We start from the raw sequence: 25993 nt of genomic DNA, 5'->3' as shown, positions 1-25993 counted from the left end.
ATTGCATTGAGTCTTCTCCGTTTTGGTTTGGTCGCCTTCCAGCTTAGCCAAGAAATTGGCTAAGCTGGGGAGAAGGCTCAATAAGTATCAATCACATTAACTCGCTCGCAAGCTCCCTGGGACAGTAACACGTGGGCTCTGTCGCTTCGCTCTGATTTTAGCCCACGTGTTTGTGCCCCTAAGCGGGGTGTTATATGAGGGGGAGAGTATGGATATCCTGCAAAGCTCATTCGACGATGTTGTAAAAGAGCTAATTGAATCAGCTGAAAGTGAAGAGGAGCTTGAAAGAATTACCGAGGCTCTCCCCGAAACTATTACAGAAATGCTTGACCATCTACCTCACGATATCCTTGAGTCAATAAAGTCAGAAGCTGAGGCTGGTTTAGCTGAACGAAGAGCCATTCATTCGGATTTTGTTGAAAGAAATATTGATCGCTGGAAAGAAGGATTCGATCTTCTAGAGCTGTTAATCGAGGTATCAACTGAGGCAGGAAGCGAATTTAATTCTAGATATCGGCCTGAGGCAGTTAAAGAAAATGATATTACATTTGATACTATAGTGAGATTGCATGCGAAAGGCTGTCTTATTTCGAAAGAAATCTTGACGCTCTTTACTAATGGGTTCGCGGATGGAGCTCATGCTAGATGGAGAGCATTGCACGAAATAAATGTAACGGCCATGTTCCTGTCAAAGTTTGGCTCTGAGGCTACGATGAGATATCTAGATCATGAGTTTGTTGAGGCCTATAAAGGTGCATGTCAACTGAATAAATATGAGCCTAGGATTAATGCAAAAGGTTTTTCCGATAATGAAATTAATGGTTTTAAGAAAGACTATGATCGAGTTGTTAATAAGTATGGCAACGAGTTCAAGAATCCATATGGTTGGGCCACATCGTTTGTAAACAGTAATAGGCCCAACTTTTCAACGCTAGAAGAAGTAGTAGGCTTAGACCATTGGAGGCCATATTATAAATGGTCTAGTCAAACGATACATGCAAATGTTAAAACCATTAAAAATTCACTCGGTACTGTGGAATGTAAAGAAGATATCCTTCAGGTTGGTCCGAGTAATTCAGGGATGGTAGATCCGGCACACTCAACTGCGATAACGCTTTCTCAACTTACATGCACCTTGCTATCGCTGGCTCCTAATATAGACGATATAGTTTGCATGAAGATTGTATTATCGTTGGCAGATGAAATTGGGAATGCTCTTCTAGAGTGTGACAAAAAGAGCATATAACAAGCCAATGCACGCGGAGCCAGCTACGTTGCGCAATTATTTGTGGTGTCGCTACGCTCCTTTATACCACAAAAATTGCTCCACTCCGCCGGCCCGGTGATTGGAGCGTTAGGCATCAAGGAAAGTACAGATGTTTGAAGAAAAATATATTATGACGGGAATCGTTACCATGTTCCTGGTTGCTGCATGGCAAAAGCCTTCGCTCTATAAAGAGCACTTATCTACTAAAATAATGATTTTGACCATCGCAATAATGATGTTGTTTGGTGTATGGGAAGCTGCATTGTCTGTTGCTCAAGACGGATTACCTGAAGAACTAACTGAAGAGCTACATAAAGATGTTGTCAAATCTATCAGCGATAAGTCGGTTCCAACCAACTGGTGGCTTTTTATCGGGTTTATGTATTTTGCTAGTTTCTTTTTGGATTGGTTAGCAGGTATCTCTTTAAAACATGAAGAAGATAAAAAAAGTAATGCCTAACAAACCAAGTCAGCGGGACACTAACACGTAGGCTCCCGTCACTTCGTTCCGTATTTTAGCCCACGTGTTTTTGCCCGTTATGCGGGTGTTGGTATGACTCCCTTTGTCAACCCTGAACGAGCACTTCCCTGACACTCTTGCAGTCCATAATCAGTTGTATTTCTCATTAAAATTAAATGAGCTAACGCACCGGATGAGGCAGTAAATTCGTCGGTTGGTATGCTGGTATTCGTAGGTTACTTATTCGAGGAATAAGCACAGCTGACCTTACTCAATCCGCCGTGACACCTTCTCATCAGTCTATGCTCGTGGGTCAATCACGGTTAAGTGATTGCCATCATAACACCCTCGTAGGTTGTGCCACTTTCCGCGGCCCGATCCGAATGCGTTAGCTCAAACTCGTTTATCATGCGGGTACCCTGCTTAATCTGAGTTTTGGATTAACCGGTGTGAGTACCACTTCTTTTGCGATTGCCCAGATGTAGGCAGCCATTTCTCTGGCTATCGCGGTAATAATCAGATTGTAGTGTTTGCCTTTTTTAATCATGCGCTGGTAGCGTTTGCACGGGCGAAGCTGGGCCTTCCAGGCAATATCGACGATGTCTTTGGGTAAGCCTTCCTGCCTTAATTGTAAATCGGTTGAGATGTTCGCCGGGTATCGGTAACTGTGTGCACCTTCAATCAACAGGCGTCTGGCCCTGCCATTCCCGGATTTGGTAATGGCCCCCGGGCGACGCTTGCCCCCGGAGGATTGTTCACCGGGGACTAACCCCAAATACGCCATGAGTTTTCTGGGATGATCGAAGCGTTGTAAATCGCCAAGTTCTGCTACCACGCCCACCGCCACCAACAATGGTCTGAAGTTGTTCCTGCAAAACTATCTGCTGGGCAGGATGGGGTAATATCAGTTCGGTCAACCAGCGTAAGTGTTTCTTAGACCAGTTGGCCGTTCCTTCATAACGAATATTGTTGCGAAGTAACAAGGCTTTCAGCTGATATTTAGCTTCTTTTAAATCTTTCATTGCTGCTTCGCGGGCGCGGGCTAAATCACGAATTGCTTCATCTTCCGGTTCAGGCACATAGATAGGGGTGAGATCTTCAGACTTTAGTGACCTGACAAGTTTAAGCGCATCCCGACGGTCAGTTTTAATATGCTCACCGGGTTTCTTAGGAATGAGGGAAGGGGCGACAACATAGCAGCAATGACCCAAACTGGTGATGAGACGGTATATCCAGTAACCACAGGGACCGGCTTCATAAACAACGTGAAGTGTGGCACCGGGGTATTTCGATTCGAACTGACGGAGCAGCTTCTTAACGCTAACTTTGGAAGAGGGTATGCGGCCATAGTGAACAGGACTCGCCCCGCGTTGTTCTTCACAATAAGCTACTTCATGGAATTCTTTGTGCGTATCCAAGCCGATAAAAATCATGCTATGTTTATTCATGCTAGCCTCCAAATGAATTAGTCTTAAGCAAACTAATTATGGTTCCGGCCGGTGCTCCGGTGGCTTTCAGCTAACCCACGAAAATGCGGAGGCTAGCATTTCACAGGGAGTCATTGTGTCTATGTGCTTGGAGAACATGCATGATTAATCGAGCTGCTATTATGCTCAAATATAAGCAACCAGCAATTGACTGGATAAATGCCGCAGATCCAAACCCCGATGGTGAGAAAATGACATTGGAGGAGGTTAACCATGAACGAACAGTTTTTCTTATCCGTGACGAAGATGCAGACACGCCCGACATCGTGAATAAATGGATAAAGCTCAACTATGAGAACCTGTTCGAAAATGAGCTTTTCAGCTGGTATGTAGATGAAAGCCTTTGGCCCCGGAAGCGAACATTGAAAATGTTTAAACAGTGGTTTGAGGTTGAGTGTCATACTCTTGTAGTTGATTTAGTAGGTACTCCAATTCACAGAGTCGACGCATAACAGACAAATAGAGTCACTCGCTCCGACCCTAAACAGGGTATTAGCTGTCACGATACATTAATGCACAACATCCTGTACATGTGCTCATTTTCGGTCTAAACTTGTCCCATATAATGTACAAGTGGGGTGAAAAATGAGAATTGTCTCTTTTACCGAAGCACGAAATGGTCTAAAGGCCGTTTTGGACAATGTAATCAATGATGCAGATACAACAGTAATCACCCGTCGCGACTCTGAAGATGCTGTTGTAATGTCATTAGATTACTACAACAGCCTTATGGAAACCGTTCATCTACTCCGTTCTCCAGCGAACGCTGAACACTTAAATCGTTCAATAGCACAGTTTAAAGCGGCAAAAACGACCCGGCGAGAACTTATTGATGAGTAACAAGTTGTTATCATGGACTGATGAAGCTTGGAACAGTTACATTTATTGGCAGACTCAAGACAAGAAAACCTTGAAACGTATCAATAAGTTAATTTCGGATGTTAAGCGTTCTCCATTTGATGGAATTGGAAAGCCTGAACCTCTTAAAGAAAATCTTTCTGGTTTCTGGTCTCGCAGAATAGATGACACAAACCGTTTGGTATATGCCGTGGATGACATCGCAATTACGGTTATCTCGTGTCGTTACCATTACTAGTATTTGGCAGCTAACAAACGACATTAAGTCGTTCGCAAGTTCGCTAGGACAGTAACACGTGGGCTCTGTCGCTTCGCCCGGATTTTTAGCCCATAAGATGTCGCTCTTTATGGGGGGGTGTATCGCGAAGGTACATTCCGGCAATGTCTTCACGCTTGAAAATTAATCAATAGACCGCATAAATGACCCAACGTTTATTTCATGGAAGAAGAAATGTCTCGGTCAAATAGTGTGTTTAAAGAGAAATCTGTAGTCATAGTCCTAGCCTTATGCGTTTTCACTTTTGGGCTTTACGTCATTTTCCGCTTGTGGCAGCTGACTAAAATACTCAATTCAAAAACGGAAAGTTATATTTCAAAGGCTTTCACAACAACTGCAATTTCTATTCACTTAGTTTCTCTACTTGCTCTCATCTACTATTTTCTTTTCCCTGCACCAGTAGCATTATTGATTACTGCTAAACTTCTTCATTTGCTGTCGGCAATATTTCATATCGTATGGATTATCAAAGTCAGAAATAGGATCAACAGAATAAATAACGTCTCAAAAGGCAATGCGTTGTGGCTGGGCCCTTTTCTTAGCAGCTTCTTTCATGTCATTTACTTTCAACACAAAATAAACCAATCTATAGGTTCTGAGGCTGCGGGCAAACTCGCGATATAACAATCACACTGCCACGCAGCCAACTTTGGTTGCAGCCAAACTCCGGGCCTCACGTTACTCATCTTTGAAGAAGTTGTGGGGAAATTAGGGAAGAATTATCCATATAAATACTTAGTCGCTCGCAGGGCCGCCGGGACAGTAACACTTGGAACCCTGGAGCATCGTTTGATATTGTAGCCCACATGATTTTCACGCTTCGTGTCGGTTTTGCGCTAGCAGAAATTTAAGGACTAATAGAATGGAAAGTTCAGAGATAAAGGACTACGTCAAAGCCAAAAAAGGTGTGGCAATTGCTAAAACCACATCATTATTTTTATTGCTATTCGTTTTTGCATTCCCTTTTTATGACAGCATGGGGATTACAAAGTATTTATCATATCTTGCACCGGTATTTGCCATGACGTTGGTAGGGCATATATGGTTTGGTTTTTTTGGTGTCTCTGAGCAGGCGTTGCTAAACATAATCGAACGTCAAATTGCAAAAGACCCGGAAGCTATTCAGAAGTTGTTAAATCATGACACATAACAGAGCTGAATTTGGGTATGATAAAGCACCTTTAGAAATCGAGGCTTTCAAAGCAAATAAACAGTATGCAGATGCCTGGTAACTAATCGTAATTTTTTCAAAACCAAAACAATCGAATTGGACCGCTAGCAGCCACTTTATTTGGTTTTTATATTTCCGGAGTATAAATGGAACTTAATCAAATTACTTTGCCAGTAAAAGAAATGGATGCTGCCGTTAACTTTTATCTGAAGCTCGGTTTTACTCAAATTGTCGATACGCCGCATTATTCCAGATTTTCTTGCCCGGAAGGTAACTCGACTTTCTCCTTATCACTCGAAACTGAAGAGTTTGAAAACAGATCTGTAATCTACTTCGAGCATGAAGAACTTGATGAACTGTGTGCTGATTTGTCCCAGAGTGGTATTCAATTTGAACAACTACCAACAGAACAAAGGTACCTATGGAAAGAGGCTATTCTTAAAGATCCGTCTGGTAATAAAATCAAGCTTTACCGGGCAGGTGAGAACCGTTTAAATCCTCCCTGGAAAGTTGAAAAACGCTTATAATAAGGCACTCAAGTCGCTGACAGGTTTACCGGAGCATTAACAAATGGGCTGCGTCGTTTTTCAACTATTTTTAGCCTGTGTATTGATACCCCTGAGCAGGGAACTATGGAGCAAGAACAAGGAAGTTAAATGAAGTATACTTTTCTAATTATATTAGCACTGATTTTGTTTGAATTTTTTCCTAAAGCAGTTGGTGAAGATAAATTTGACAGAGAGGTAGCGAGAGTTGCTTTTAAATCAAAAATTGCCGGTTCTACGTGGTCTTACAACTGGAGAGAGCGTGAATATATTTTCTCCTTTTCCGAAGATGGCAGTATTACAAAACTTCAAAGTTGGTCTTCTGTTGCCTGGATTGCGAGGGAAGAAGATCTAGTGGTCCTCGAATCTGGTCGTCAAAAAATGTATCTGCACTTCAATGAGCAAGGCAACGCTTTTAAAACCGTTGACTGGGATGGACAACTTGCGAGTGGTAAGTTGCTGTTTGGGGACGATTTTTAAGAATATGTGACCGGAATGGTTGCCATCGATGTTTGGAGGAATTTCTTAAAAACAGCACGCAAAACGGTGATTCGATAAGGAATGAACAAGGAAAGTTTAATGCGAAAAATAGTGCACTTTTCAAAAAAGAAGAACTGGTTTCTTACGGAGCCAGATTTAGATTTATTAAACCAACAAATCGCCGAAATTGAAGGTGATGGCTGGAACATTATATCCGTTCAGTCTAACTGTAACTTTGCCGGTGTTATCAGCTCTTATACACTTTTAATTGAACATGAAGCAGAAAGTGCGATCTAAAAGCGGCATTATTATTCGCAACTGCTACCGGGAAAAAATCCGGGAATCTTGTGCTTTGCCTGCTACTGTCTAATAGAAATATTTGCAGCGGCGTGCGGTTGTTTTACTCTTCAAAGGAATTCATATAGTTGAACGGATTTAAAATTTCTACAAACTTTGAAGACCTGGATATTAATCTCGTATATTCATTTATCTCCAATTCATATTGGGCTAAGAATATTCCATTTGAGGTTTTTGAAAGGTCTTTAAAAAATTCACTCGTGTTTGGTGCTTATGGCAGTAACAATGAACAAGCAGGTTTCGCCCGTGTGATTACTGATAAAGCCACATTTGCCTATCTGAGCGACGTTTTCGTGCTTGAACACTATCGTGGGCTTGGCATCAGTAAACTGCTTATGGAAGCAATATGTCAACACGGGGAGCTTCAGGGTTTACGTCGCTTCATGCTGGCAACCAGCGATGCGCATGGCTTGTACGCACAGTTTGGCTTTCAGTCAGTTGCCAATCCGGAAATTTTGATGCAGGTATGGCAACCCTCTGTCTACGAACAGACACGTAAATAACAAATTACACAAGGATTTCGTAACGCTTGCGGGGACCATAACGCTTAAGCTCTGTCCCCCTCACGGGGTGAGTAGCCGGTTTAGTTCTTACAGCATCATTAGATCTTACCGTACAACGTGTTTGTGCCCCCTCGGTATTACGAACCCGTGATATTAAGGCAACAAGAGGAGGCTTTATGACTATGTATTATGGTTCTTGTTTGTGCGGCACCGTAAAATTCGAGGTGCGAGGGGATTTTGATTGCTTTTATTTGTGTCACTGCCAGTACTGCCAAAAAGACACGGGCTCTGCTCATGCGGCAAATCTTTTCTCAAGCTCAGCTAAATTAGTCTGGCTGTCTGGGCCGGATGTGGTCACTACCTTTACGTTGCCGGGCACTCGTCACAGCAAAAGCTTTTGTATGCGGTGTGGCTCGGCATTACCTAACACTCAGATAGCAGACTTACTTGTTGTTCCGGCAGGGTGTCTGGATACTGATATATCTATATTACCAACTGCACATATCTTCATATCCGGCAAAGCTGCGTGGAATAATACGTTAGAAGACGTACCAAAGTTCGGTGGCCTGCCAGAGTGATACACGAACCATACAATCCCACAAACCCGCTCGCGACTCGCTATAGCGCAGTAAATCAGCTGTATTTTGAGGAATTGGTTACCTCACAAAGGAGTGTTTTTTAGTGAAATTTAAAAGAAGCGTGTTGTTACTTGTTTTGTCATGTTGTTTCCATGCTCTCGCATCAGGAACTGACGTTCAAAAACTCAACGTTGAAGAAAATGGCTTTGTCGGGCATTACTATGAACCTTCAGTCAGTTCTGCCGGTACAGCCAGACAGCCTGTTATTGTGTTGGGTGGTTCAGAAGGCGGTATTCCTTCCAGACTTGCAAACGTTATAGCCGCTGATGAGTTTCCTGTCCTGGCTGTTGCCTATTTTAAGGAAGAATCACTGCCCGATGAACTGGAAAAAATACCGTTAGAGTATTTTGATAAAGCTAAAAAATGGCTCCTTCATAAGCATCCTGAAAACGAGAACCTGACTGTGGCCGGATGGTCGAAAGGGGCTGAATTATCGCTATTGCTGGCTTCAAAAGATGCCACATTTAACCGTGTTATCGCGATTGCACCAAGTGCGGTAGTTTGGGCTGGTATTTTGAATGACTGGCAAAAAACACCCGGTTCCAGCTGGACCTCCGGCCAAAAGGAGCTGGATTACGTCCAATTTAATCCGACGGGGGCCGTCAGTGGTTTACTCGATCTTTATTCCCAGTCATTAGCCAACAGACAAGATGGCGGTAAAGCGTCAATCAAAGCAGAAGAAATACAAGGAAGCGTGTATTTGTTTTCCGGTGGAAAAGATGAAATCTGGCCATCTGTTTCAATGGCTGAAAGTATTTGTGAAAGGATGAGGCAAAATGAATCATCCTCGTGTACACACTTTTCTTATCCGGAACTTGATCATTTGCTGTACTACAAGTTACTGGACGGTTCTGAAGAATTGAATCGTGAGTTTTTAGATAGTGTGGGGGCAGGAGAGTGAAAGTACTTAGTTTTCTGATGGTTTTCGTTGTCAGTGGGTGTGCGAGCATTCCCCTTACTACAATGATGAAGTTCAGCACTTTTCAAAAAAGTGATTTTGTCAGCCTTGAGCCCGAAGATATTAAAGCCAGGCTGATTATTGACCAGCCTGTCGAAATTGATATAGAAAAAGTTAACCTCGGTCTTGAGGTAGAAAGTCAACAAGTAAACAGGGTTTATAAGTTTCCACTATCAATACTCGAAACTCGTGCCATCCCTGCCAAAGAAGGCTGGCTTGCTTCTGATGAGGCAAAAACAGAATATACTTTTGAGCTGAACGAAGAATCTGTCAAAAATTTTCATGAAGTGCAGCAACTGCTGAAGAACGATACAGAGGGGAAATTTGGTTTCTCTGTTGATACGGGCTTTGAGAATGTTCCGCCAGATCTTCAGAGTATTAACTTATCGGTACTTCTTAAACTGGACAGTACTGAAGATTTCGTACCCATTTTCGAGGATGCTACCCTCGACATCAAGCGTGACGATTGAGAGGCTATTTTTACAGCGTGTTTTTCATTCACAAAGGAAGGGTTTATGAAATACAGAAATATATTTTTAGCACTACAGTTCTTACTACCCGCCGCCGGGGTGGCCGCAGCCAATTATGCGTCAGTGGAATTAACGCACATTGAGCCGATAAAGACGGAGGCAACCTGGCTGAGGGATAAGCAATTTATGCCTCGTTACCCCATTGAAATGGCGATGGAAGGGGTTACCGGCTGCGGAATATTTAAAGTTAGTGTCGATAAAGACGGTACAACTAGCAGCATCACGCTTGTCAGTTCAGTACCTGAGAAAGGTATTGCCGGGCCGGCAACCGGAGTTATAAAAGAGTGGAACTGGACCCTGGCAAACGGTAAGTCACCGGCTGGTGAAGAACAGTTGATAAGGCTGGATTTCTGCATGGGAGGAAGCTCTCAGGACGAATCTGTTTCAAAGTGCCAGCAGCAGGCATCCATGTTGTGTGAATAACCTCCGGTTTTCATCGAATGAAGGACAAGTAATGAACGGCCCCAATCCTGATAACAAATCGCCAATGGCGGGCTTCCCGCAAGTGGGATATTTGAAGAACTTTATTACTTCTGACTATATCATTGTAGGCGATTATACCTACTATGATGACCCGGACGGTCCTGAGCGCTTTGAGAGCAACGTGCTTTATCATTTTCCCTTTATTGGCGATAAGCTGATTATCGGAAAATTTTGTGCCATCGCCAAAGACGTGAAATTCATTATGAACGGAGCCAATCATAAAATTTCAGGCTTCTCTACGTATCCGTTTCAAATTTTTGGCAATGGATGGGAGAGAGTGATGCCTGGCGATGAAGATCTACCCTATAAGGGGGACACTGAAATTGGCAATGACGTATGGATTGGTTACGAGGCTTTGGTAATGCCCGGGGTAAAAATAGGTAACGGGGCAGTCATTGCCAGCAAATCCGTTGTCACTGCAGATGTGCCTGCTTACAGCGTGGTGGGTGGCAATCCTGCGAAAGTCATTAAATACCGTTTTGAGGAAAGTATTATCGAAACATTGGAGTCTGTTGCCTGGTGGAACTGGAGTGCAGAGAAAATCACCGCCAATCTGGAAGCGATAGTGGGGGCGGACATTCATGCACTCCGCACAGCCGGCGGTTTATAAAAACCATTTCCATGCAATGAACAACGCCAGGAACCCGAACAGATAAATCAGACCACCATAACTTAACAGCGTTACCAGCGGGCTGGCTTTTACGTCGTCATTTAGTGCAGCCTGTTTTACCAGTTTATGGTTTAACAGAGCAAACATCGGCGTGGTCATGAAGGCCAGTGTCATAGCAAATCCAAGCATGGCGAGCAGGGCAGATTTAAAGAACAACACAATGCCAAAACTGATTACAGCAACAGCACTGAGCACGACAATAAAAATACTTTCCGGCGTATCTTTTTGCCCTTTAAGCAGCATCGCTGCCTCTGCTACAGCCCGCGAATAGCCGTCGTATACCGTAAGGGCGGAGCCGAAAATACACAAAAATGCCACTACGGCTATTAACCAGCGGGCCCACTCACCGATAGTGCCGGCATATAAATCCACCAGTTGCTTTGAAAAGCCAATACCTCCAGAGGCCAGCGTGTTGTCGGCACCGTGTAACACCAGGGCTCCCAGTGCCAGAAACACCAGTGCCAGTAGCATAGTTGTAAAATAGCCCAGATTAAAATCGAACAGCGCAGACTGCGGGGTAACTGACTGCTCCTGCTTTTGTTTTTTAAGCCACAACGAGGTGATACCTGAGATTTCAATAGGGGCAGGCATCCACCCCATGGTAACTACCAGAAATCCGACTGCTGCCATTGTCCAGGGCGAGGGGGAAACAAAATCATCTGGTGCCACAGCACCATTTTGCCAGGCCATAAAGGTAGCACCCAGCGTGGCTATGACCAGTGTCACCATAATGACTTTGGAAACTTTGTCTAAGGCTGAATAATGTCCGGCAATCAATATGAACAATATGGCAGCCAGAACAATACCACTTAACACAGGAATACTGGTTGTAAAGGGTACAAAGTAGCCGAGCAGGCTGGCTGCAAACATCAGCAGAGCAGCGGCATTCACAACCGAAGAAATGACATTCAGTAACAGGGCGGTGATCAGATAGCCTTTGCCCATCTGCAGATAACCGTGTTGCAAGGTTTCACCGGTACTGATGGTATAACTGACCCCGGCCCGGAAAAAAGGATATTTGAGTATGTTGACCGCCAGCACCAGCAATGCCAGTTGCCAGCCGTAATTTGCACCGGCCTGTGTGGATGCAACGAGGTGGCTGCCACCTATGGCAGCGGTTGCCATCAGTACGCCGGGGCCGAGAAGCTGTGTAAGATGCCGCAAACCGGCAAGGGAAAAGGTGGAATGTGCCAACTCTGTGTTCCTGCTACAGAAGAATTAATTCAGATGAGTTGGCACAGTGTACAACAAACTGCTTTGAGATCAGAGATTAAACGTCACTGATAAGATGTGCGGGGATATCCCATGAGCCCTGATGAATTTCACCATCCCAGGTTTGCAATGTTACCCAAATTTTCTGGCCGGCAGTGATGCGTTCCTGAGCCAGACCGTGCACATGCTGTCCGTGTCGTGTGCCATGTAAAATACCGAGTTCATGCTGCTGTGCTTCTTCAATTGGCAATGGTTTGTCACCGATATTTAAAAAGCCCTGTCTGATTTCATCAACACCACCGTCCTGAAACATCACCAGAAAATCTTTCACGTAGAGACCGTCATGCTGGTAGGGTTTGTCCTCATCATAAGGCATTGCCGTCAGCGTGAAATCACCAGCTTGGGTTTCCGGCAGACTGGCGGGAAATTCAGGATTAAATGACTGATAGATAAACACGACCGGCAATATCAGCAACAGTGCATTTAACCAGTAGCGTTTTGACGCCGTTTTTTTATTCTTTAAGCGGGCCATGTTAAGCCTCCTGTAAACGTGCAGCTGTTGCTTTCCGGCTGGCTGTTCGCGCTTTTGCCAGACGTAAATACCACATAATGAAACCCGAAACAGACATACCGGAGAGGATTAAACCGAAAACAAACCACAACAGCTTTGTCCATATTCCGCCGATAGTCCCGAAATGTAAGGGGTCAGCGATGTGCATAATGGTTTGCAGGGCATCCATATTTTGCGGGTTAATGGTTTGCGTGATCTCGCCGTTCCACGGGTTAACTGCCAGTTGGAAACTGGCACCGTCGTAAAAGGGGTTATTGCCGCCCCCGTACAATTTGTAAGTGTCCCGGTTATGTTCCGGCATCATGATATAACTGGTCTGAAAATTGTCGAAGGTATTCTCTGCCTTTGTAATGGCCTGAGCCAGAGATACCGGCATTGTTGGCGTACTCTGAGAGGATACCGGAAGCGATTGTGCGTCAAGCTGCGCCGGCCAGGGATCCACTTCAATATCTGCATGCCACATGACAGACTGAATAAGATACCAAAGTCCAGTTGCGCTCATGATCACCATGAACCAGATGGACCATACTCCGGCAAGTTTGTGTAAGTCTGCGGTCAGTGTACGCGGTCCCTGATGGCTGCGAATTTTGGGGTTACGGTATGCCTGCCAGAATTTCTTGAAGACGAGCAATCCGGTTATTAACGCCCCGAGCATGACCACAGACATTAAAGAAACCAGATAGTAGCCAAGACTGTAACTGCCATGCCACGGGAAATACAGCCATCCGTGCAACGTACGCATGAAACCGATAAAGGTGACACCATCGTTTACTTCCTGGATAGCACCGCTGTAAGGATTAACATATGCAATGGCAAAAGGTTTGCTTGTAGCGGTAAACATGACTTCGTGAGCCATGTAGCTTTCCCGTACGCTGACGCCGGTAACGTCTGCATCCGGGAAGGTCTTTTTAACGGTGGCGACAGACTCTGCAACAGATTGTGCCGGACGGTTATCAGGGTTTACTGCACGGATATTTTCGTTGGTCAGCCAGGCAAATTCATGGCTCATGACCGCCACAGTACCTGTCAGACATACGAAGCTGAATAACACCCACACGGGGAGTGAAAACCAGCCGTGGAGTTGAAAGAGAAAGCGATTAGACACACGCGCCATGCAAGACCTGTCCGAAAGTATAATTTCATTACCGGTTGCAGATTCTAGCGAATATCGCTTTCAATAGAAATGATATTAATTCTTTTTTACATACGCACCCATCTGCGAAATACGATAACCGGCACCAGCAGCAGAGCCAGAATTCCGGTACTGCCGCCGCCACCTGAGCTTTGACGTTCAGTCACGGCAACACTCACGGTATCTGTGACCGTATTGATGCCATCACTCACCGTTACAGTGTAAGAGACTGACGAGCCTGCTGCAGAATCCGGGGCCTGAGTACTATAAACGGAACCGTCTACACCATCGATGGTAAATGAGAGTGTGTCGTTTTCCGGATCGGTAGCAGTTGCCCTGATGGTGATTGTGCTGCCAGCACTGACACTGGCAGGAGATGTAACAGATAATACCGGAGGTTGATTCGGCGAAATGGTGACAGTGACAGATGCCACAGATTGATTGCCTGATGGATCGGTTGCGGTTACCTGCAGTACAGCGGTTGTGTCACTTTGTACAGAAGGCGCAGCAATCGTTACTGTCGCAGTATTCGTACCGTTTAAAGTTAATGCCGGACCGGATAACTGCTCCCACGACCAGGTTACCGCATCACCATTAGGCTCGTCAGCTTCTGCTGTTACAGACAGGCTGTTGCCTGATGACACAACGGCTGTGGCTGTTGAACCGCCGGCAATCGTGACTACCGGTGCGCCTTCGACTTGCACGTCACTGAATACGGCTGCATTCTCAGAGCCTGCACCAGGGATATTTGTTACTACTGAGGATGCCTGCAGAGATAGCGGACCTGTGGACGCACTGTCTTCCACTGTGACCGCAAACGATAAGGTTGCAGCAGCTGATGTTTGTGCATCAGCGCCGGTGCTTTCACTGTCTGGTTGAGTGACTTCCCAGTACACACGGTTACCGGTGACACTGCCATTATCAGATACAGAACCGGCGACCAGTGAAACCGTGTCAGGCAGAGTGACGCCTACGGTGTAATCGCGATCTTCTCCGGTTGTGTTGCTGATGATATTTACGTTGAAGGTCTGCTGCCCACCTTTATTCACACGGCCATCATCAGGCGCCGACATGTAGACATCATTTTCTTCCCGTTCAATGACAACATGGGTCACGCCAACATTATTGTTTTCGCTGCTGCTGGTACCCAGCGCGAAAGCACCAAAGAATTTATCTCCTTCACTGCTGTCTCCAAGATCCCATAAAATACGTAAATCAAAGGGCGAGAGGGCCGCATTAGTTTGCGGACCGGAAACGGTGAGGTTGCCTTCGTCATCAGTATCCACCAGCACATAATCCATCATATAACTGTCGGAGGAGGCTGAAGAGCCTTCCCAGTTCTGTACCACGATAAACCAGGTGCCGGCTTCGGGATTGAGGCGGTCAACGACTTCATCGGCTTCAAGGGAACTGCTTTCTTCGCGGATCTCATCGTCTGAAGGGCTGCCATCGCCATCGGCGTCATAAACAAGGAACAAATCCAGGTCACTGGCGGTGGCATCATAAATTTCCGCATACAAACGCAGCGCACCGTCTTCTACGTTGATTTCTGTGATCACAGTACCGCTGGCAGAATCAAACAGTTCATCAGGTGTCGGATCTTCACTGACTGTCTCAACCACGGTGGTTACCTGTGTTAATCCGTAAGACTCAAAGTTAAAAGACTCAATTTCTGCTGTCGTAACATCTTTAAGTAAACGGCTGTCTTCATTCCGGTGGGCTGTCAAATCAACAAACTGAGGAATACTGCCATTTGAAGCATACACAGCAACGGGGATGTGTAAATCAGGTGAGGTACTGCTGGTGAGATTTACACTGCCATATGCCCAGGCGTAGTTAGTGGTTCCGAGGGTATCCATGGTAAACGTGAGGGTCTGCGACTGTCCGCTTGCCAGCGAGAAAGAGGAGGGCGATACCGTTGTGCTTAATCCGGACGTCACTGCTGTTGCAGTCACTTGCCAGCTTCCTGACCGTGTTGCCGTAACTGTACGGGTCCAGCTGCATGAGGTGACGCAATTTTCATCCACTACGGCGGGCACGTTAAGAGAACGCGGTTCGCCGCCTTCCTGCGGATTTGCAGCGGAATAGTTCGCCGCTGTTTCCTGCATAATAAGCCCGGTTTGAGTGGCCGCGTCAACCTGCAGACGGCCTGCGCCCATTTCAAACCAGTTGGCCGCAACATCTGTGCCTGAAAGCGCCACACCGGTATTGGCTGTCATCATCATGGCTGAGCGGATGTTATCAGGTGTCCAGGACGGATGATCCTGCTTAAGCAGCAAAGCCGCGCCGGCTACATGGGGACTTGCCATGGATGTACCTGATGAATACGCATAGTCAGCAGGGGCAGGTCCGGATTCTTCATGTCCATAGTGTTCATCTGCCCATGCAGCATAAATTTCTACACCTGGAGCAGAAATCACGGGCGACAATGTACTGATTGAACTGTTCGGACCCCGGGAAGAAAAGTCTGCCAGTTTATCTGCGGTTGTTTCATCAGTGACAACCTCAGCGGATGCGTCAGTGATAGTTACACGATGACCGGAACCGGATGCCAGCCATTGTTTCAGTGCATCGCCGGCATCAGCATCTATATGAATACCCGGCACTACGTAGGCATCGTTAGCCAGAAAGCTGTCACCGCCCTGCACATTAGCCAGCACGTAACCTGCGGCACCGCCTTCAGCGACATTTTTAGCTTTCTGGATCCGCGCAATATCACCACGGTCACAAACAACAATTTGTCCGCTGAATGTACCGGCAGGATAGGGTTCCAGGCACTGACCGGGATCGCCGGATGGATCGTTGCCGTTGGGAAAATCGCCGGCGTACACGATATCAGCGGTAATTGAACTGGTGTTACTGAAACCTTGCATAGCGGAAGGGGTGTAACTGCCACCGGAAAAGTTTGTGATGGATTTTTCATACGACACTGTGATGCCGTGAGATGTAGCAGCAACAGCGGTCATCCAGGGGGCATGCTTGTCAGTTGTTGCATCATCGGGCCCGTCATTGCCCGCAGACTGGGCAACAAAAATTCCGGCATTATGGGCATTCAGCCACGCACGGTTTAAAGGTCCGTCCCAGGGAAAGTCGCCACCGGAAATCGACATGTTCACGGCATCTACAATGCCGCTGTCAATAATATCTTCAACGGCATCCAGCATGACGGACTCAAGACACCCGGTATAAGTGTCATCATCTTCACCGGGATAGCATACCTGATAAGAAATAATATTCGCATGCGGTGCAACGCCGGAGACTTCTTCAAAAATATAACCGGTCTCCACACCGTCACTGACAGTTTGATCGTAGTCGGGGATCACTTCAGCAACATTATAAAGAATGTTACCTGCAGCGGTTGCTGCTACATGAGAGCCGTGACCGTTGTAATCCTCACCGTTTTCGGGGAGTCCTGACGGAAAAATATCAGTGTCGGAATAGGCATTAACAATCGCCGGATAACTGTATACGCCGATGAGCTTGTCATTACACAAAGCAGGATAGCTTCCTGCACAGTCTCCGAGGTAATTTCCGTTACCCAGCGGGTTGGTGTGAGCATAACCATCGTCACCGGTGGCCGCAAAAGACGGGTGATCTGTGTTGATGCCGGTATCCAGAACCGCAACCACCATGCCTTCACCCAGCACATCAGAGCCGGACGAGGTTTCTGTACCGTCCCACATCTGCGGGGCGCCGATAGTGGCCGGTCCCACATAGGCATTCAGTTTGTGTAACGTGTCACGGCGTACTTTTTTTACCCCTTCTGTTTGTGACAAGGTTTTCGCCTGCGCCGGGGTGAGCTTTGCAGCAAAACCGTTAAAGGCCAGTTGATACTGTGCAAGGGCTTTTGGGGTGTCTGTGCCATCAGCGATGGCTGACAATACAGTTGACTGGCGGTTCTTAAGGTGACGGCGGTACTGAACGACTGCATCAGAGCGTGTATTTAACTTATTGCGTCTTTTTTCTGAGGACGTCGCGATAAAACCTTGCACACCTCCTTCATAGGTGGTCACAGGACTTTCATCCAGTTCAACAATATAAACGGATTTACCGGATTTATGTTTTGCCGTATCCGCCATCAGCGGTAATGAAATAATGCTGCTACTCAGCGCAAATGAAACCGCTAAGGCGATTCGACAATTCATACACTTCTCCCGTTGCCGCGCGCGTTTTTACTTTTTCAGTTAAAAGCTTATACCAGATTTTATATATCACAGGCGAGTTTTACACTCAGGCTGCCTGAACATCAGTACGTAAAAGTATACCTTCTTAAATATGAACGGCTTATGAACCATTGTCTTTCATTAAACTTTTTATACGGGACGGCTAATGTAAAGTTAAGTGTGGTCTTATTTTAAATCAATGTTAAAACCGTAGGATAAAATGACCACGTGAATCCTGTTGAGGCGGATAACCATTTTCCCTTATTGATGGGACCACCTGCATTTAGCAACACGTATTTTGAGAATTCACACTAGCATTATCACTATCGATATTGCCGTAGTGGCACCACTTAATGAGGGCTTAGTTGTGCAGGACAGAAATCATCTCGCCAGCGTGAAAACCACCCGTCAGGTAAAAATAATAGAAAATGGCCTGATAGACATCCCCATGCTGCAAATTCTGCAGCCGGACGGTACGGTACACCCGGACGCTGAAGAACCGGACATCACCCGTGATACCGCAGAAAAAATGCTGGAAGTGATGCAGTTTATCCGCATTCTTGATGAACGGATGGTGGCGGCGCAGCGTCAGGGCAGAATCAGTTTTTATCTGGCTTCTACCGGTGAAGAAGCGGCTGCCGTTGCCAGCGCAGCAGCATTAACTAACGATGACATGATCATGTCTCAGTATCGCGAGCAGGGCACACTGGCATGGCGCGGATATAAAACTGAGCAGTTTATGAATCAAATGTTCAGCAATGAAAAGGATCCGAATAAAGGTCGTCAGATGCCCATCCATTATGGTGATAAAGCGCTTAATTTTATGACCATCTCTTCTCCCTTAGGTACACAGATCCCCCAGGCATCAGGCTATGCCTATGGCCAGAAAATGGCCGGCAAAAAGGCGCTGACGATTTGCTATTTTGGTGAAGGTGCGGCGTCAGAAGGAGATTTTCATGCCGGCCTGAATATGGCAGCGGTATTGCGCTGTCCGGTCATCTTCTTTTGCCGAAATAACGGCTATGCCATTTCAACCCCCGCTGAAGAACAGTTCGCCGGTGACGGTATTGCCAGCCGGGGGATTGGGTACGGGGTGAAAACGATCCGGGTGGACGGTAATGATCCACTGGCTGTCTATGCCGCCACCAGACAGGCAAAGGAAATTTCGCTTAAAGAAGCGTGTCCGGTGCTTATTGAAGCGATGACTTATCGTCTGGCGGCCCATTCCACCTCCGATGATCCCAGTGGTTACCGGTCTAAAGATGAAGAAGAGAAGTGGCGCCAGAAGGATCCGGTATTGCGTTTAAGTGAGTGGCTCAAATCAAAAGGCTGGTTTGACGCGGACGCTGTAGAAAAGCGTAAAACAGTGACCCGCGAGTCGGTATTAGCGGCCCTTAAAGAAGCCGAGAAAGTACCGGTTAACCCCATCGACGATATTGTGACAGATGTATACGACCACGTTCCCCGGCATCTCAACGATCAGCTTCAGGCACTTAAGCAACACATCGCCCGTTATCCGCAAGCGTATCCGAAAACAGCAGGGAGAATAAAATAATGGCAAAAATGAATCTGCTGCAGGCAATTAACAATGCGCTTATCACTGTCATGACAGAAGACGAGCGTGTGATGGTATTCGGTGAAGATGTGGGTCATTTTGGCGGTGTATTCCGTGCCACCAGTCATTTACAGGAGAAATTTGGTAAAGGCCGCTGTTTTAATACGCCGCTTACGGAGCAGGGCATAATCGGCTTTGCCAACGGTCTCGCTGCGCAGGGGTCAGTGCCGGTAGCTGAAATCCAGTTCGGTGATTACATTTTTCCGGCCTTTGACCAGATCGTTAACGAGACGGCGAAATTCCGTTACCGCTCCGGCGGACAATTCAGTTGCGGCACACTGACCATCCGCACGCCGTACGGCGGCGGCATTGCCGGCGGACACTATCACAGCCAGTCACCGGAAGCCTTTTTTGCTCATTGTCCGGGCCTACGGATTGTGGTGCCGCGTAACCCATATCAGGCAAAAGGTTTGCTGCTTGCTTCTATCCGTGACGACAACCCGGTGTTATTCATGGAGCCGAAACGCCTGTACCGGGCATCAGTTAGCGATGTGCCTGAAGAGGACTATGAATTGCCGCTGGGGAAAGCGGATGTCGTGCAGGAAGGAAAAGATATCACCCTGGTTGGCTGGGGTGCTCAGATTGAAATTCTGCAAAAGGCCGCCGAAAAAGCGCTGGATGACGGCATTAACTGCGAAATTATTGATTTGCGCAGTATTGCCCCCTGGGATGCGCAAACCGTCGCTGAGTCCGTGATGAAAACAGGCCGCTTACTTATCAATCATGAAGCGCCGCTGACCGGAGGCTTTGCCAGTGAGATTGCTGCAACTATTCAGGAGCAGTGTTTCCTGTACCTGGAAGCGCCGGTTGCCAGAGTTTGCGGTCTGGATACGCCGTATCCGCTTTCTCATGAAAAAGAGTACATGCCGGATGAACTTAAAACTTACGAAGCCATTCTCCGTACCATGCATTACTAAGGGCAAACGACAATGACGACAGAATTTATATTGCCTGATATCGGCGAAGGTATCGTGGAATGTGAACTCCTTGAGTGGCTGGTAGCCGAAGGGGATGTGATAGAAGAAGATCAGCCCGTTGCTGAGGTGATGACAGACAAAGCCACTGTACAAATTCCTGCCATGCATGCAGGTACGGTAATGAAACTTCACTATCAACCGGGAGACATCGCTAAAGTGCATGCGCCCCTGTTCGCCATGGCTACGTCAGGACAGGTTACAAAGCAGGAACCTGAAGCTGAAAGCGCTGCTTCACAAGATCATCCGGCCAGTACAAGTACCGCTACTAATGCCAGCGCCGGCGCAGGTGAAGACTTTTTACTGCCGGATATCGGTGAAGGCATTGTTGAATGTGAGATTGTGAAATGGCAGGTCACTGAGGGTCAGTCTGTTGAAGAGGACCAGGTGGTTGTGGAAGTCATGACTGACAAAGCCGTGGTGGAAATCCCTGCCAAACACGCCGGCGTGATCACCAGGCTTTATTACGGTGAAGGTGATATTGCAAAAGTGCATGCACCTTTGTTTGCCCTGGATCATAACGACAGTGCCGGTACTTCTTTGCAAAGCGGGCCCGCTCATACACAGGCTGAAGCCACGACTTCTCAAACAGCAACTCCTGAAGCGACAACCTCTGAGAGCGCCGCACGGGAAGGCAGTTTTGAGCCGCCGGTGGCGATTCCCGGAAAAGTACTGGCCAGTCCGGCCGTTCGCCGTATCGCCAGAGAGCACAATATCGATCTCAAATCGGTGCAGGCTTCGGGTAAAAAAGGCAGAGTGCTGAAACAGGATGTCTATCGTGTAGCAGAGTCGTTAAATGCAAACAATGAACTTAACGATGGCTCAAAGCAGACAAAAACGGCATCAGAAGATACCAGACGACTTGTTGAGTCCGGCGGCAAACGTACAGAGAAGGTACGGGGATTACAGGCGGCGATGGCAAAACAAATGCAATTGTCAGTGCAAACTATTCCGCATTTCTCGGTAAGTGATGAACTGGTGATGGATAAGCTCATTGCACTGCGCGCTGAGCTTAAACCGGCCTTCGAAGCGAAAGGCGTTAAACTCAGTTTTATGCCGTTTTTCATTAAAGCACTGTCTCTGGCATTAAAAGAATTTCCGGTGATCAACAGCCAGATGTCTGATGACGGTGAATATCTGCATTATTTTGACGATCATAACGTCGGCTTTGCCGTAGACAGTAAAATTGGCCTGCTGGTGCCGAATATTAAACGGGTTCAGGATTTAAGCCTGTTTGATATAGCTTCACAGATGCAAACCATCATTGAGCAGGCCAGACAAGGTAAAGTGCCGGCAAGTGCATTGAAGGGCGGTACCGTGTCGGTTTCCAATATTGGTGCACTGGGTGGTATCACTGCCACGCCGGTAATCAATAAACCGGAAGCGGCTATCGTTGCGTTGGGTAAAACGCAAAAACTGCCCCGGTTCGATGATAACGGGAATGTGACGGCGCAGCATATCATGCATGTAAACTGGTCCGGCGACCACCGCATTATAGATGGTGCAACCATGGTGAAGTTTAATAACCTGTGGTGCCATTATTTGCAGAACCCGTCAGCTATGCTGATGCATCTGGACTGATAAACGGATGTGGAGTAAAGAGCCGGCTTATGGCTCTTTCTCTGCAAAATAACGTGTTACAATAACGTTCTTAATTCATGCGGAACGGATTGTTTGTGTTAAGTTATAAACATGCCTTTCATGCCGGTAACCATGCGGATGTGATCAAACATTTGTGCTGGACCGGTGTCATTCAATACCTGAAGAAAAAAGAGAAGCCTTTCACGCTTTTCGATACCCATGCCGGGGCCGGTTGCTACCCTTTGAACAGTGAGCAAACTCAGAAGAACCGTGAGTTTGAGTCTGGTTTTGACCCGTTGTCCGGTGTCAGTGCAACATCGCCGTTGCTTGCATCTTACTTAAGTGCCATGAACGTTTACTGGCAACAACAACAGTATCCGGGGTCACCGCTCATTGCTGCCAGAGGCTTACGTTTGCAGGATACCGCGCACCTTATGGAACTCCATCCGGCAGAGGCGGGGATTTTGTCTGAGGTTATCAGAGGCGTGGGTGCCGGTAATGCCCATGTGCATCACCGTGACGGGCTGGAAGGACTGATAGCGATGACGCCGCCGAACCCTAACCGTGGTGCCGTGCTTATCGATCCGCCTTATGAACGCTTTGAAGAATATGCGGATGTTACACGCACGGTAACCAAACTTTTCCGTCGCTGGCAGAATGCGCAGGTTGTTCTGTGGTATCCGTTGTTGTCTGCCCGGGCGGGTAAAAAGTCCGGCGCCAGCGAGAACATGGTCGATGACTTAAAAGACATTGCAAAAACCGCTTTTGTGGCAGAACTGCATGTAGCGTCGCCGGATGACGATACCGGTATGTACGGTTCCGGCGTACTGGTGATGAATCCTCCCTGGCAACTGGATGAACAACTCCGCGAAGCGCTGGATGAAGTGTGTTCTCATCTCGGCGCTGACAGTCATGCCAGTGTGACCTGGCTTAAACAGGAAGCTGACGATTGACACAACCCCGCGGGCTTAAACATTTTTATATTCCGGAAGATCAGTCTGTCTATCTTCTGGCACATAAAGATGCCGTCAAGCTCAGGAACTGGGTTGAGTTATGTAATCAGCAGCTACGGCAACTGGGTTACACGCAAACGGGCCTGATCGGTAAAGGTGCATTCGGCTTTGTATTCGCCGGCGTGTCACCCGGCGGTGAGCATCGTGTTTTCAAATTCTCCCGGATCAACCTGCCACAGCATGTTCAGGACCGGCTGGAGGAAGAAGCCTTCATGCTGGCGCAGATCAAGCATCCTCTGGTTCCCGCATTATGTGAATTCCAGCAAATAGGTAAACAGGCCATTCTGGTCATGCAGCGTGCTGCCGGTGCCGATATGGAACAGGTGAGTTTACGAAAAGGTATGTTACCGCCACGGCTGATAGTGCGTCTGGCGGTACAGATGGGGGAAGTGCTGCTGGCGCTCCGCCGTCATCAGGTAAATCACGCTCCCCGTCCCGTGGTGCACGGCGACATTAAACCGTCGAATCTGGTGTGGGAAGACGACACTGAAACCGCCCGTTTAATTGACTGGGGTTCATCAGTGTTTGCCCAGCTGGATGAAAATGGTCAGCATACCGGCAACAATGTGATGGATTTGATGTCCGGTGATATGCAGCAAACGAATGCACGTCTGGGTGATGTGTACTTTATCGGTGACGAACAGCTGAACGGGGCATTGTCATCTCCGCGTTTCGACGAACAGGGCCTTGCCAGCACGCTGTATGCGCTGGCATCAGGTCAGTCAAGCCGTTATGGCCGCAAAGTGATCACGCCGCTGTCGCTGGGTTTACCCAAAATGCTGGCAAATATTTTAGATTACATGCTGAGTGATGATTTAACTAAACAACGTCAGGGCGGTGATTACTTCTTTAATCACCTGCATGTACTTCGAAGCATGGTATTTACAGAAGATAGACCGGCGGAATACAAAGCCATGATCCCGTGCTGGTGCGCTCCGCAGGAGAAAGATATTGAAACAGTAGTGTACAGCTCCCGTAAATCATTTCTTAGGGAAGCGGCGCTGGTGAATGATGCTGAACTGAAATACATCAACGATGCCCAGTTTGACCGCTATTACAAAAACTATCTTCAGGGGATGGGTGAAACTGAAAAAGGTTTCATTTCTGCTGTCAGCCGGCTGGGGCGTTTTCCGGTAGTGGGTGGTATAGCTATCCGCTGGATGCCCGACGGCATTTATGTGGATTCAAGTCTGAATCTGTACGATGAAAGTCTGAAAGTCTCCTTCGAACAGTCGGTAAACAACGTGATCACGCTGGCCAGGGCTATCCACCGTAAAGGGATATTCAAGTGTTGTCTGTTTAATGCCAAAGACACACTGCACATTGAAAGGCAGGATGAGTCAGAGCCTTTTATTCCCGGCAGTGAATGCGTGATCCCTTTTGAGCTGTCCAGAGCGCCGGTTGTGCAGGATAACAGCCGGACGCACTCTTATTTTGAAGACGGTGATGACCCGGATGAACTATTACGTCTGCCAGCCAGTATTATGTCGGTACTGGAAGAACTGAACACAATTCATCATACCGGATGCGTGATATTTGAAGCATTGCCGGCGCATCTGAAAATCCACAGTTATTATACGCTGCTTGATCACAGCCAGCGGGAACGCTTCACAGCGTTACTGGCGGCGCTGGTTCAGGCAGTACCTGATATCAGGGGGATAGGCATTTCCGGCTTTATGAAATTGCCGTATAAAGATACCCGTTACTTTGAGCATTGTGCTCAGTTGCCTGAAAAGTATTACCCCCGTAACCCGAAACAAGCGAATATGGAGACAATAAACGCACATGGCTGAAGTTAAACTCGCTTCACTGATGGAGCTGGAGACTATCGAGCAGGGGATCTACCGCGCACAAAGCTGGGATCTCGGATTTCGTGCACTGTTTGGTGGTCAGGTGTTAGGTCAGGCCCTCTCGGCGGCCTACAAGACCGTAGGCGGCGGATTTACTGCCCATTCATTCCACAGCTATTTTCTGTTACCCGGCGATGCCAAAAAGCCGGTCATGTATGATGTGGAAATTGTCCGCGACGGTCGCAGTTTCTGTACCCGTCGGGTGAAAGCCATTCAGGAAGGACGAAATATTTTTTATATGACGGCATCTTTTCAGTTACCCGAAGACGGGATGGAGCATCAGTTTGCCGTCATGCCCGACGTACCACCGCCGCAGGATATCACGCCCGATATCGCTTTCTATGAAGCCAATTATGAAAAACTTGCCCGTCCGATGCAGGAAGCACTGAGTTATCATAAGCCGGTTGATATCCGTACGGTTGACGCCGTGAATTCATTTTCTGCAAAGAAACGTGATCCGCTACGTTATATCTGGTTGCGTGCGCAGGAAGAAATGGGCACTGATGCACAAATTAATCAGGCGTCACTGGCCTATGCGTCTGACTATCATTTTTTAAGTACTGCATTGCAGCCCCACGGGGTTTCTATGGCCGACCGTGCATTGCGTATTGCCACCATTGACCATGCTATGTGGTTCCACAAACCGGTGAATTTTAATGAATGGCTGTTATACGTGGCAGAAAGCCCGTTCAGCGGCAATGCCCGTGGCATTGTGAAAGGCCAGATATTCAACCGGCAGGGTGAGCTGGTGGCTTCCACTATGCAGGAAGGATTGATGCGTAAAATTGACCGGCAGGGTGAATAACTGTGCCGGTTATTCTCTGGCGGTAACTGGCCGGTGAATTATTTTTTCGCAGAATAAAAAATGCCCGGAATTTTCATCCGGGCCTAGGGGAATGGCTCATTGCTGAGCCGTGCGCTAACTTTTACAAGGGAGAAGTTTTGTGAACTTATTCACAACGGATCGTAACTATAGAACAAAACCGCTCACTTTATAAACAAATTTTTGAAAAAATTTATCGATACATTATCAGAGACTTATTCTCAGTTCCATCCCTGTTTAAAAAACAACAGCTTATTTCTGCTCTGACCAGCCATCAGGCTGAACAAAAATTACCCACAGGTTGGCCACATTTTATTCAACAGAACGAATCTAAATCACGGTGAATGATTAACCGCCATAGCCATTCATCTTATT

The 25993-nt window shown here is 47.1% G+C and carries 26 protein-coding genes and 1 pseudogene; 22 read left to right on the top strand and 5 right to left on the bottom strand.

From position 1 onward, the window contains the following. The first annotated feature begins 208 nt into the window (after positions 1-208). Together ACXAGR_RS17805 and ACXAGR_RS17800 are read left to right on the top strand one after the other, a co-directional pair. Positions 209-1246 carry a DUF5677 domain-containing protein gene (locus tag ACXAGR_RS17805; protein ID WP_474851632.1) on the top strand — a complete coding sequence of 346 codons (1038 nt, stop codon included), beginning with the start codon at positions 209-211 and terminating at the stop codon, positions 1244-1246. A 130-nt stretch (positions 1247-1376) separates the two neighbouring features. Beyond that, on the top strand, positions 1377-1727 hold the full coding sequence (locus ACXAGR_RS17800) for a hypothetical protein (protein WP_474851630.1): 351 nt from the start codon (positions 1377-1379) through the stop codon (positions 1725-1727). A 406-nt stretch (positions 1728-2133) separates the two neighbouring features. On the opposite strand, the pseudogene ACXAGR_RS17795 reads toward ACXAGR_RS17800, so the two are convergent. Next, positions 2134-3175: pseudogene (locus tag ACXAGR_RS17795) on the bottom strand (IS110 family transposase). A gap of 140 nt (positions 3176-3315) precedes the next feature. On the opposite strand from ACXAGR_RS17795, the gene ACXAGR_RS17790 reads away from it, so the two are divergent. The 14 genes from ACXAGR_RS17790 (at position 3316) to ACXAGR_RS17725 (ending at position 10624) form a co-directional block, all read left to right on the top strand. Then, positions 3316-3666, top strand: a complete 351-nt coding sequence (locus ACXAGR_RS17790) for a hypothetical protein (protein WP_474851628.1) — start codon at positions 3316-3318, stop codon at positions 3664-3666. 133 nt (positions 3667-3799) lie between these two features. After that, positions 3800-4054, top strand: a complete 255-nt coding sequence (locus ACXAGR_RS17785) for a type II toxin-antitoxin system Phd/YefM family antitoxin (protein WP_303575219.1) — start codon at positions 3800-3802, stop codon at positions 4052-4054. Further along, entirely contained in the window at positions 4047-4310 is a 264-nt protein-coding gene (locus ACXAGR_RS17780) for a Txe/YoeB family addiction module toxin (protein ID WP_474851626.1), read from the top strand. Before ACXAGR_RS17785 ends, ACXAGR_RS17780 begins: the two co-directional genes overlap by 8 nt. A 201-nt stretch (positions 4311-4511) precedes the next feature. Then, positions 4512-4973: a hypothetical protein gene (locus ACXAGR_RS17775; protein WP_474851624.1), complete on the top strand. Its 462-nt coding sequence runs from the start codon at positions 4512-4514 to the stop codon at positions 4971-4973. Positions 4974-5211: 238 nt separating this feature from the next. Next, positions 5212-5499, top strand: coding sequence for a hypothetical protein (locus ACXAGR_RS17770; protein WP_474851622.1), 288 nt, complete (start codon positions 5212-5214; stop codon positions 5497-5499). 167 nt (positions 5500-5666) lie between these two features. After that, positions 5667-6047, top strand: coding sequence for a VOC family protein (locus ACXAGR_RS17765; protein WP_474851620.1), 381 nt, complete (start codon positions 5667-5669; stop codon positions 6045-6047). A 129-nt stretch (positions 6048-6176) separates the two neighbouring features. After that, entirely contained in the window at positions 6177-6545 is a 369-nt protein-coding gene (locus ACXAGR_RS17760) for a hypothetical protein (protein ID WP_474851618.1), read from the top strand. A 99-nt stretch (positions 6546-6644) separates the two neighbouring features. Then, positions 6645-6842 (top strand): hypothetical protein, encoded by a 198-nt coding sequence (locus ACXAGR_RS17755; protein WP_474851616.1) that lies wholly within the window; start codon positions 6645-6647, stop codon positions 6840-6842. A gap of 128 nt (positions 6843-6970) precedes the next feature. Then, positions 6971-7405, top strand: coding sequence for a GNAT family N-acetyltransferase (locus ACXAGR_RS17750; protein WP_474851614.1), 435 nt, complete (start codon positions 6971-6973; stop codon positions 7403-7405). A 176-nt stretch (positions 7406-7581) separates the two neighbouring features. Further along, on the top strand, positions 7582-7983 hold the full coding sequence (locus ACXAGR_RS17745; RefSeq protein ID WP_474851612.1) for a GFA family protein: 402 nt from the start codon (positions 7582-7584) through the stop codon (positions 7981-7983). A 103-nt stretch (positions 7984-8086) separates the two neighbouring features. After that, positions 8087-8944: an acyl-CoA thioester hydrolase/BAAT C-terminal domain-containing protein gene (locus tag ACXAGR_RS17740; protein ID WP_474851610.1), complete on the top strand. Its 858-nt coding sequence runs from the start codon at positions 8087-8089 to the stop codon at positions 8942-8944. Beyond that, entirely contained in the window at positions 8941-9471 is a 531-nt protein-coding gene (locus ACXAGR_RS17735; protein WP_474851608.1) for a hypothetical protein, read from the top strand. The genes ACXAGR_RS17740 and ACXAGR_RS17735 overlap by 4 nt, the downstream gene beginning before the upstream one ends. A gap of 45 nt (positions 9472-9516) precedes the next feature. Continuing rightward, positions 9517-9954, top strand: a complete 438-nt coding sequence (locus tag ACXAGR_RS17730) for an energy transducer TonB (protein ID WP_474851606.1) — start codon at positions 9517-9519, stop codon at positions 9952-9954. A 31-nt stretch (positions 9955-9985) separates the two neighbouring features. Further along, positions 9986-10624 carry a Vat family streptogramin A O-acetyltransferase gene (locus tag ACXAGR_RS17725; protein WP_474851604.1) on the top strand — a complete coding sequence of 213 codons (639 nt, stop codon included), beginning with the start codon at positions 9986-9988 and terminating at the stop codon, positions 10622-10624. On the opposite strand, the gene ACXAGR_RS17720 is transcribed toward ACXAGR_RS17725, so the two are convergent. From ACXAGR_RS17720 to ACXAGR_RS17705, 4 genes are all read right to left on the bottom strand, one after another. Beyond that, positions 10619-11809: an NRAMP family divalent metal transporter gene (locus ACXAGR_RS17720; protein WP_474844523.1), complete on the bottom strand. Its 1191-nt coding sequence runs from the start codon at positions 11807-11809 to the stop codon at positions 10619-10621. The genes ACXAGR_RS17725 and ACXAGR_RS17720 overlap by 6 nt on opposite strands. A gap of 145 nt (positions 11810-11954) precedes the next feature. Beyond that, positions 11955-12428: a hypothetical protein gene (locus ACXAGR_RS17715; RefSeq protein WP_474851602.1), complete on the bottom strand. Its 474-nt coding sequence runs from the start codon at positions 12426-12428 to the stop codon at positions 11955-11957. A 1-nt stretch (position 12429) separates the two neighbouring features. Then, positions 12430-13581 (bottom strand): PepSY-associated TM helix domain-containing protein, encoded by a 1152-nt coding sequence (locus tag ACXAGR_RS17710; RefSeq protein WP_474851600.1) that lies wholly within the window; start codon positions 13579-13581, stop codon positions 12430-12432. A gap of 86 nt (positions 13582-13667) precedes the next feature. Then, complete coding sequence (locus ACXAGR_RS17705) at positions 13668-17744, bottom strand: S8 family serine peptidase (protein ID WP_474851598.1); 4077 nt, start codon at positions 17742-17744, stop codon at positions 13668-13670. Positions 17745-18129: 385 nt separating this feature from the next. Here ACXAGR_RS17705 and ACXAGR_RS17700 point away from each other — a divergent pair, with 385 nt between their 5' ends. From ACXAGR_RS17700 to ACXAGR_RS17675, 6 genes are all read left to right on the top strand, one after another. Beyond that, positions 18130-19317, top strand: coding sequence for a thiamine pyrophosphate-dependent dehydrogenase E1 component subunit alpha (locus ACXAGR_RS17700; RefSeq protein WP_474851657.1), 1188 nt, complete (start codon positions 18130-18132; stop codon positions 19315-19317). Beyond that, positions 19317-20294, top strand: coding sequence for an alpha-ketoacid dehydrogenase subunit beta (locus ACXAGR_RS17695; RefSeq protein ID WP_119501340.1), 978 nt, complete (start codon positions 19317-19319; stop codon positions 20292-20294). The genes ACXAGR_RS17700 and ACXAGR_RS17695 overlap by 1 nt, the downstream gene beginning before the upstream one ends. A gap of 12 nt (positions 20295-20306) precedes the next feature. Continuing rightward, positions 20307-21932, top strand: a complete 1626-nt coding sequence (locus ACXAGR_RS17690; RefSeq protein ID WP_474851596.1) for a dihydrolipoyllysine-residue acetyltransferase — start codon at positions 20307-20309, stop codon at positions 21930-21932. Between the two features lie 95 nt (positions 21933-22027). Further along, positions 22028-22885 carry a 23S rRNA (adenine(2030)-N(6))-methyltransferase RlmJ gene (locus ACXAGR_RS17685; protein WP_119501342.1) on the top strand — a complete coding sequence of 286 codons (858 nt, stop codon included), beginning with the start codon at positions 22028-22030 and terminating at the stop codon, positions 22883-22885. Further along, positions 22882-24738 carry a protein kinase domain-containing protein gene (locus tag ACXAGR_RS17680; protein ID WP_474851594.1) on the top strand — a complete coding sequence of 619 codons (1857 nt, stop codon included), beginning with the start codon at positions 22882-22884 and terminating at the stop codon, positions 24736-24738. Before ACXAGR_RS17685 ends, ACXAGR_RS17680 begins: the two co-directional genes overlap by 4 nt. Then, the gene (locus ACXAGR_RS17675; RefSeq protein WP_303575203.1) at positions 24731-25600 is read left to right on the top strand and encodes an acyl-CoA thioesterase; all 870 of its coding nucleotides are present in this window, start codon (positions 24731-24733) and stop codon (positions 25598-25600) included. The genes ACXAGR_RS17680 and ACXAGR_RS17675 overlap by 8 nt, the downstream gene beginning before the upstream one ends. Positions 25601-25993: the final 393 nt, after the last annotated feature.

It is taken from the genome of Alteromonas sp. ABH4_457, assembly GCF_056160625.1.
This window is presented reverse-complemented; position numbering and strand designations above follow the sequence as displayed.

What these genes read in the sequence shown, in the direction of transcription:
- ACXAGR_RS17675 (WP_303575203.1), top strand. Translation starts at nt 24,731, where the DNA reads ATGGCTGAAGTTAAACTCGCTTCACTGATGGAGCTGGAGACTATCGAG.
- ACXAGR_RS17745 (WP_474851612.1), top strand. Translation starts at nt 7,582, where the DNA reads ATGACTATGTATTATGGTTCTTGTTTGTGCGGCACCGTAAAATTCGAG.
- ACXAGR_RS17705 (WP_474851598.1), bottom strand. Translation starts at nt 17,744, where the DNA reads ATGAATTGTCGAATCGCCTTAGCGGTTTCATTTGCGCTGAGTAGCAGC.
- ACXAGR_RS17725 (WP_474851604.1), top strand. Translation starts at nt 9,986, where the DNA reads ATGAACGGCCCCAATCCTGATAACAAATCGCCAATGGCGGGCTTCCCG.
- ACXAGR_RS17765 (WP_474851620.1), top strand. Translation starts at nt 5,667, where the DNA reads ATGGAACTTAATCAAATTACTTTGCCAGTAAAAGAAATGGATGCTGCC.
- ACXAGR_RS17730 (WP_474851606.1), top strand. Translation starts at nt 9,517, where the DNA reads ATGAAATACAGAAATATATTTTTAGCACTACAGTTCTTACTACCCGCC.
- ACXAGR_RS17805 (WP_474851632.1), top strand. Translation starts at nt 209, where the DNA reads ATGGATATCCTGCAAAGCTCATTCGACGATGTTGTAAAAGAGCTAATT.
- ACXAGR_RS17755 (WP_474851616.1), top strand. Translation starts at nt 6,645, where the DNA reads ATGCGAAAAATAGTGCACTTTTCAAAAAAGAAGAACTGGTTTCTTACG.
- ACXAGR_RS17785 (WP_303575219.1), top strand. Translation starts at nt 3,800, where the DNA reads ATGAGAATTGTCTCTTTTACCGAAGCACGAAATGGTCTAAAGGCCGTT.
- ACXAGR_RS17720 (WP_474844523.1), bottom strand. Translation starts at nt 11,809, where the DNA reads ATGGCAACCGCTGCCATAGGTGGCAGCCACCTCGTTGCATCCACACAG.
- ACXAGR_RS17780 (WP_474851626.1), top strand. Translation starts at nt 4,047, where the DNA reads ATGAGTAACAAGTTGTTATCATGGACTGATGAAGCTTGGAACAGTTAC.
- ACXAGR_RS17790 (WP_474851628.1), top strand. Translation starts at nt 3,316, where the DNA reads ATGATTAATCGAGCTGCTATTATGCTCAAATATAAGCAACCAGCAATT.
- ACXAGR_RS17695 (WP_119501340.1), top strand. Translation starts at nt 19,317, where the DNA reads ATGGCAAAAATGAATCTGCTGCAGGCAATTAACAATGCGCTTATCACT.
- ACXAGR_RS17800 (WP_474851630.1), top strand. Translation starts at nt 1,377, where the DNA reads ATGTTTGAAGAAAAATATATTATGACGGGAATCGTTACCATGTTCCTG.
- ACXAGR_RS17760 (WP_474851618.1), top strand. Translation starts at nt 6,177, where the DNA reads ATGAAGTATACTTTTCTAATTATATTAGCACTGATTTTGTTTGAATTT.
- ACXAGR_RS17710 (WP_474851600.1), bottom strand. Translation starts at nt 13,581, where the DNA reads ATGGCGCGTGTGTCTAATCGCTTTCTCTTTCAACTCCACGGCTGGTTT.
- ACXAGR_RS17770 (WP_474851622.1), top strand. Translation starts at nt 5,212, where the DNA reads ATGGAAAGTTCAGAGATAAAGGACTACGTCAAAGCCAAAAAAGGTGTG.
- ACXAGR_RS17715 (WP_474851602.1), bottom strand. Translation starts at nt 12,428, where the DNA reads ATGGCCCGCTTAAAGAATAAAAAAACGGCGTCAAAACGCTACTGGTTA.
- ACXAGR_RS17690 (WP_474851596.1), top strand. Translation starts at nt 20,307, where the DNA reads ATGACGACAGAATTTATATTGCCTGATATCGGCGAAGGTATCGTGGAA.
- ACXAGR_RS17775 (WP_474851624.1), top strand. Translation starts at nt 4,512, where the DNA reads ATGGAAGAAGAAATGTCTCGGTCAAATAGTGTGTTTAAAGAGAAATCT.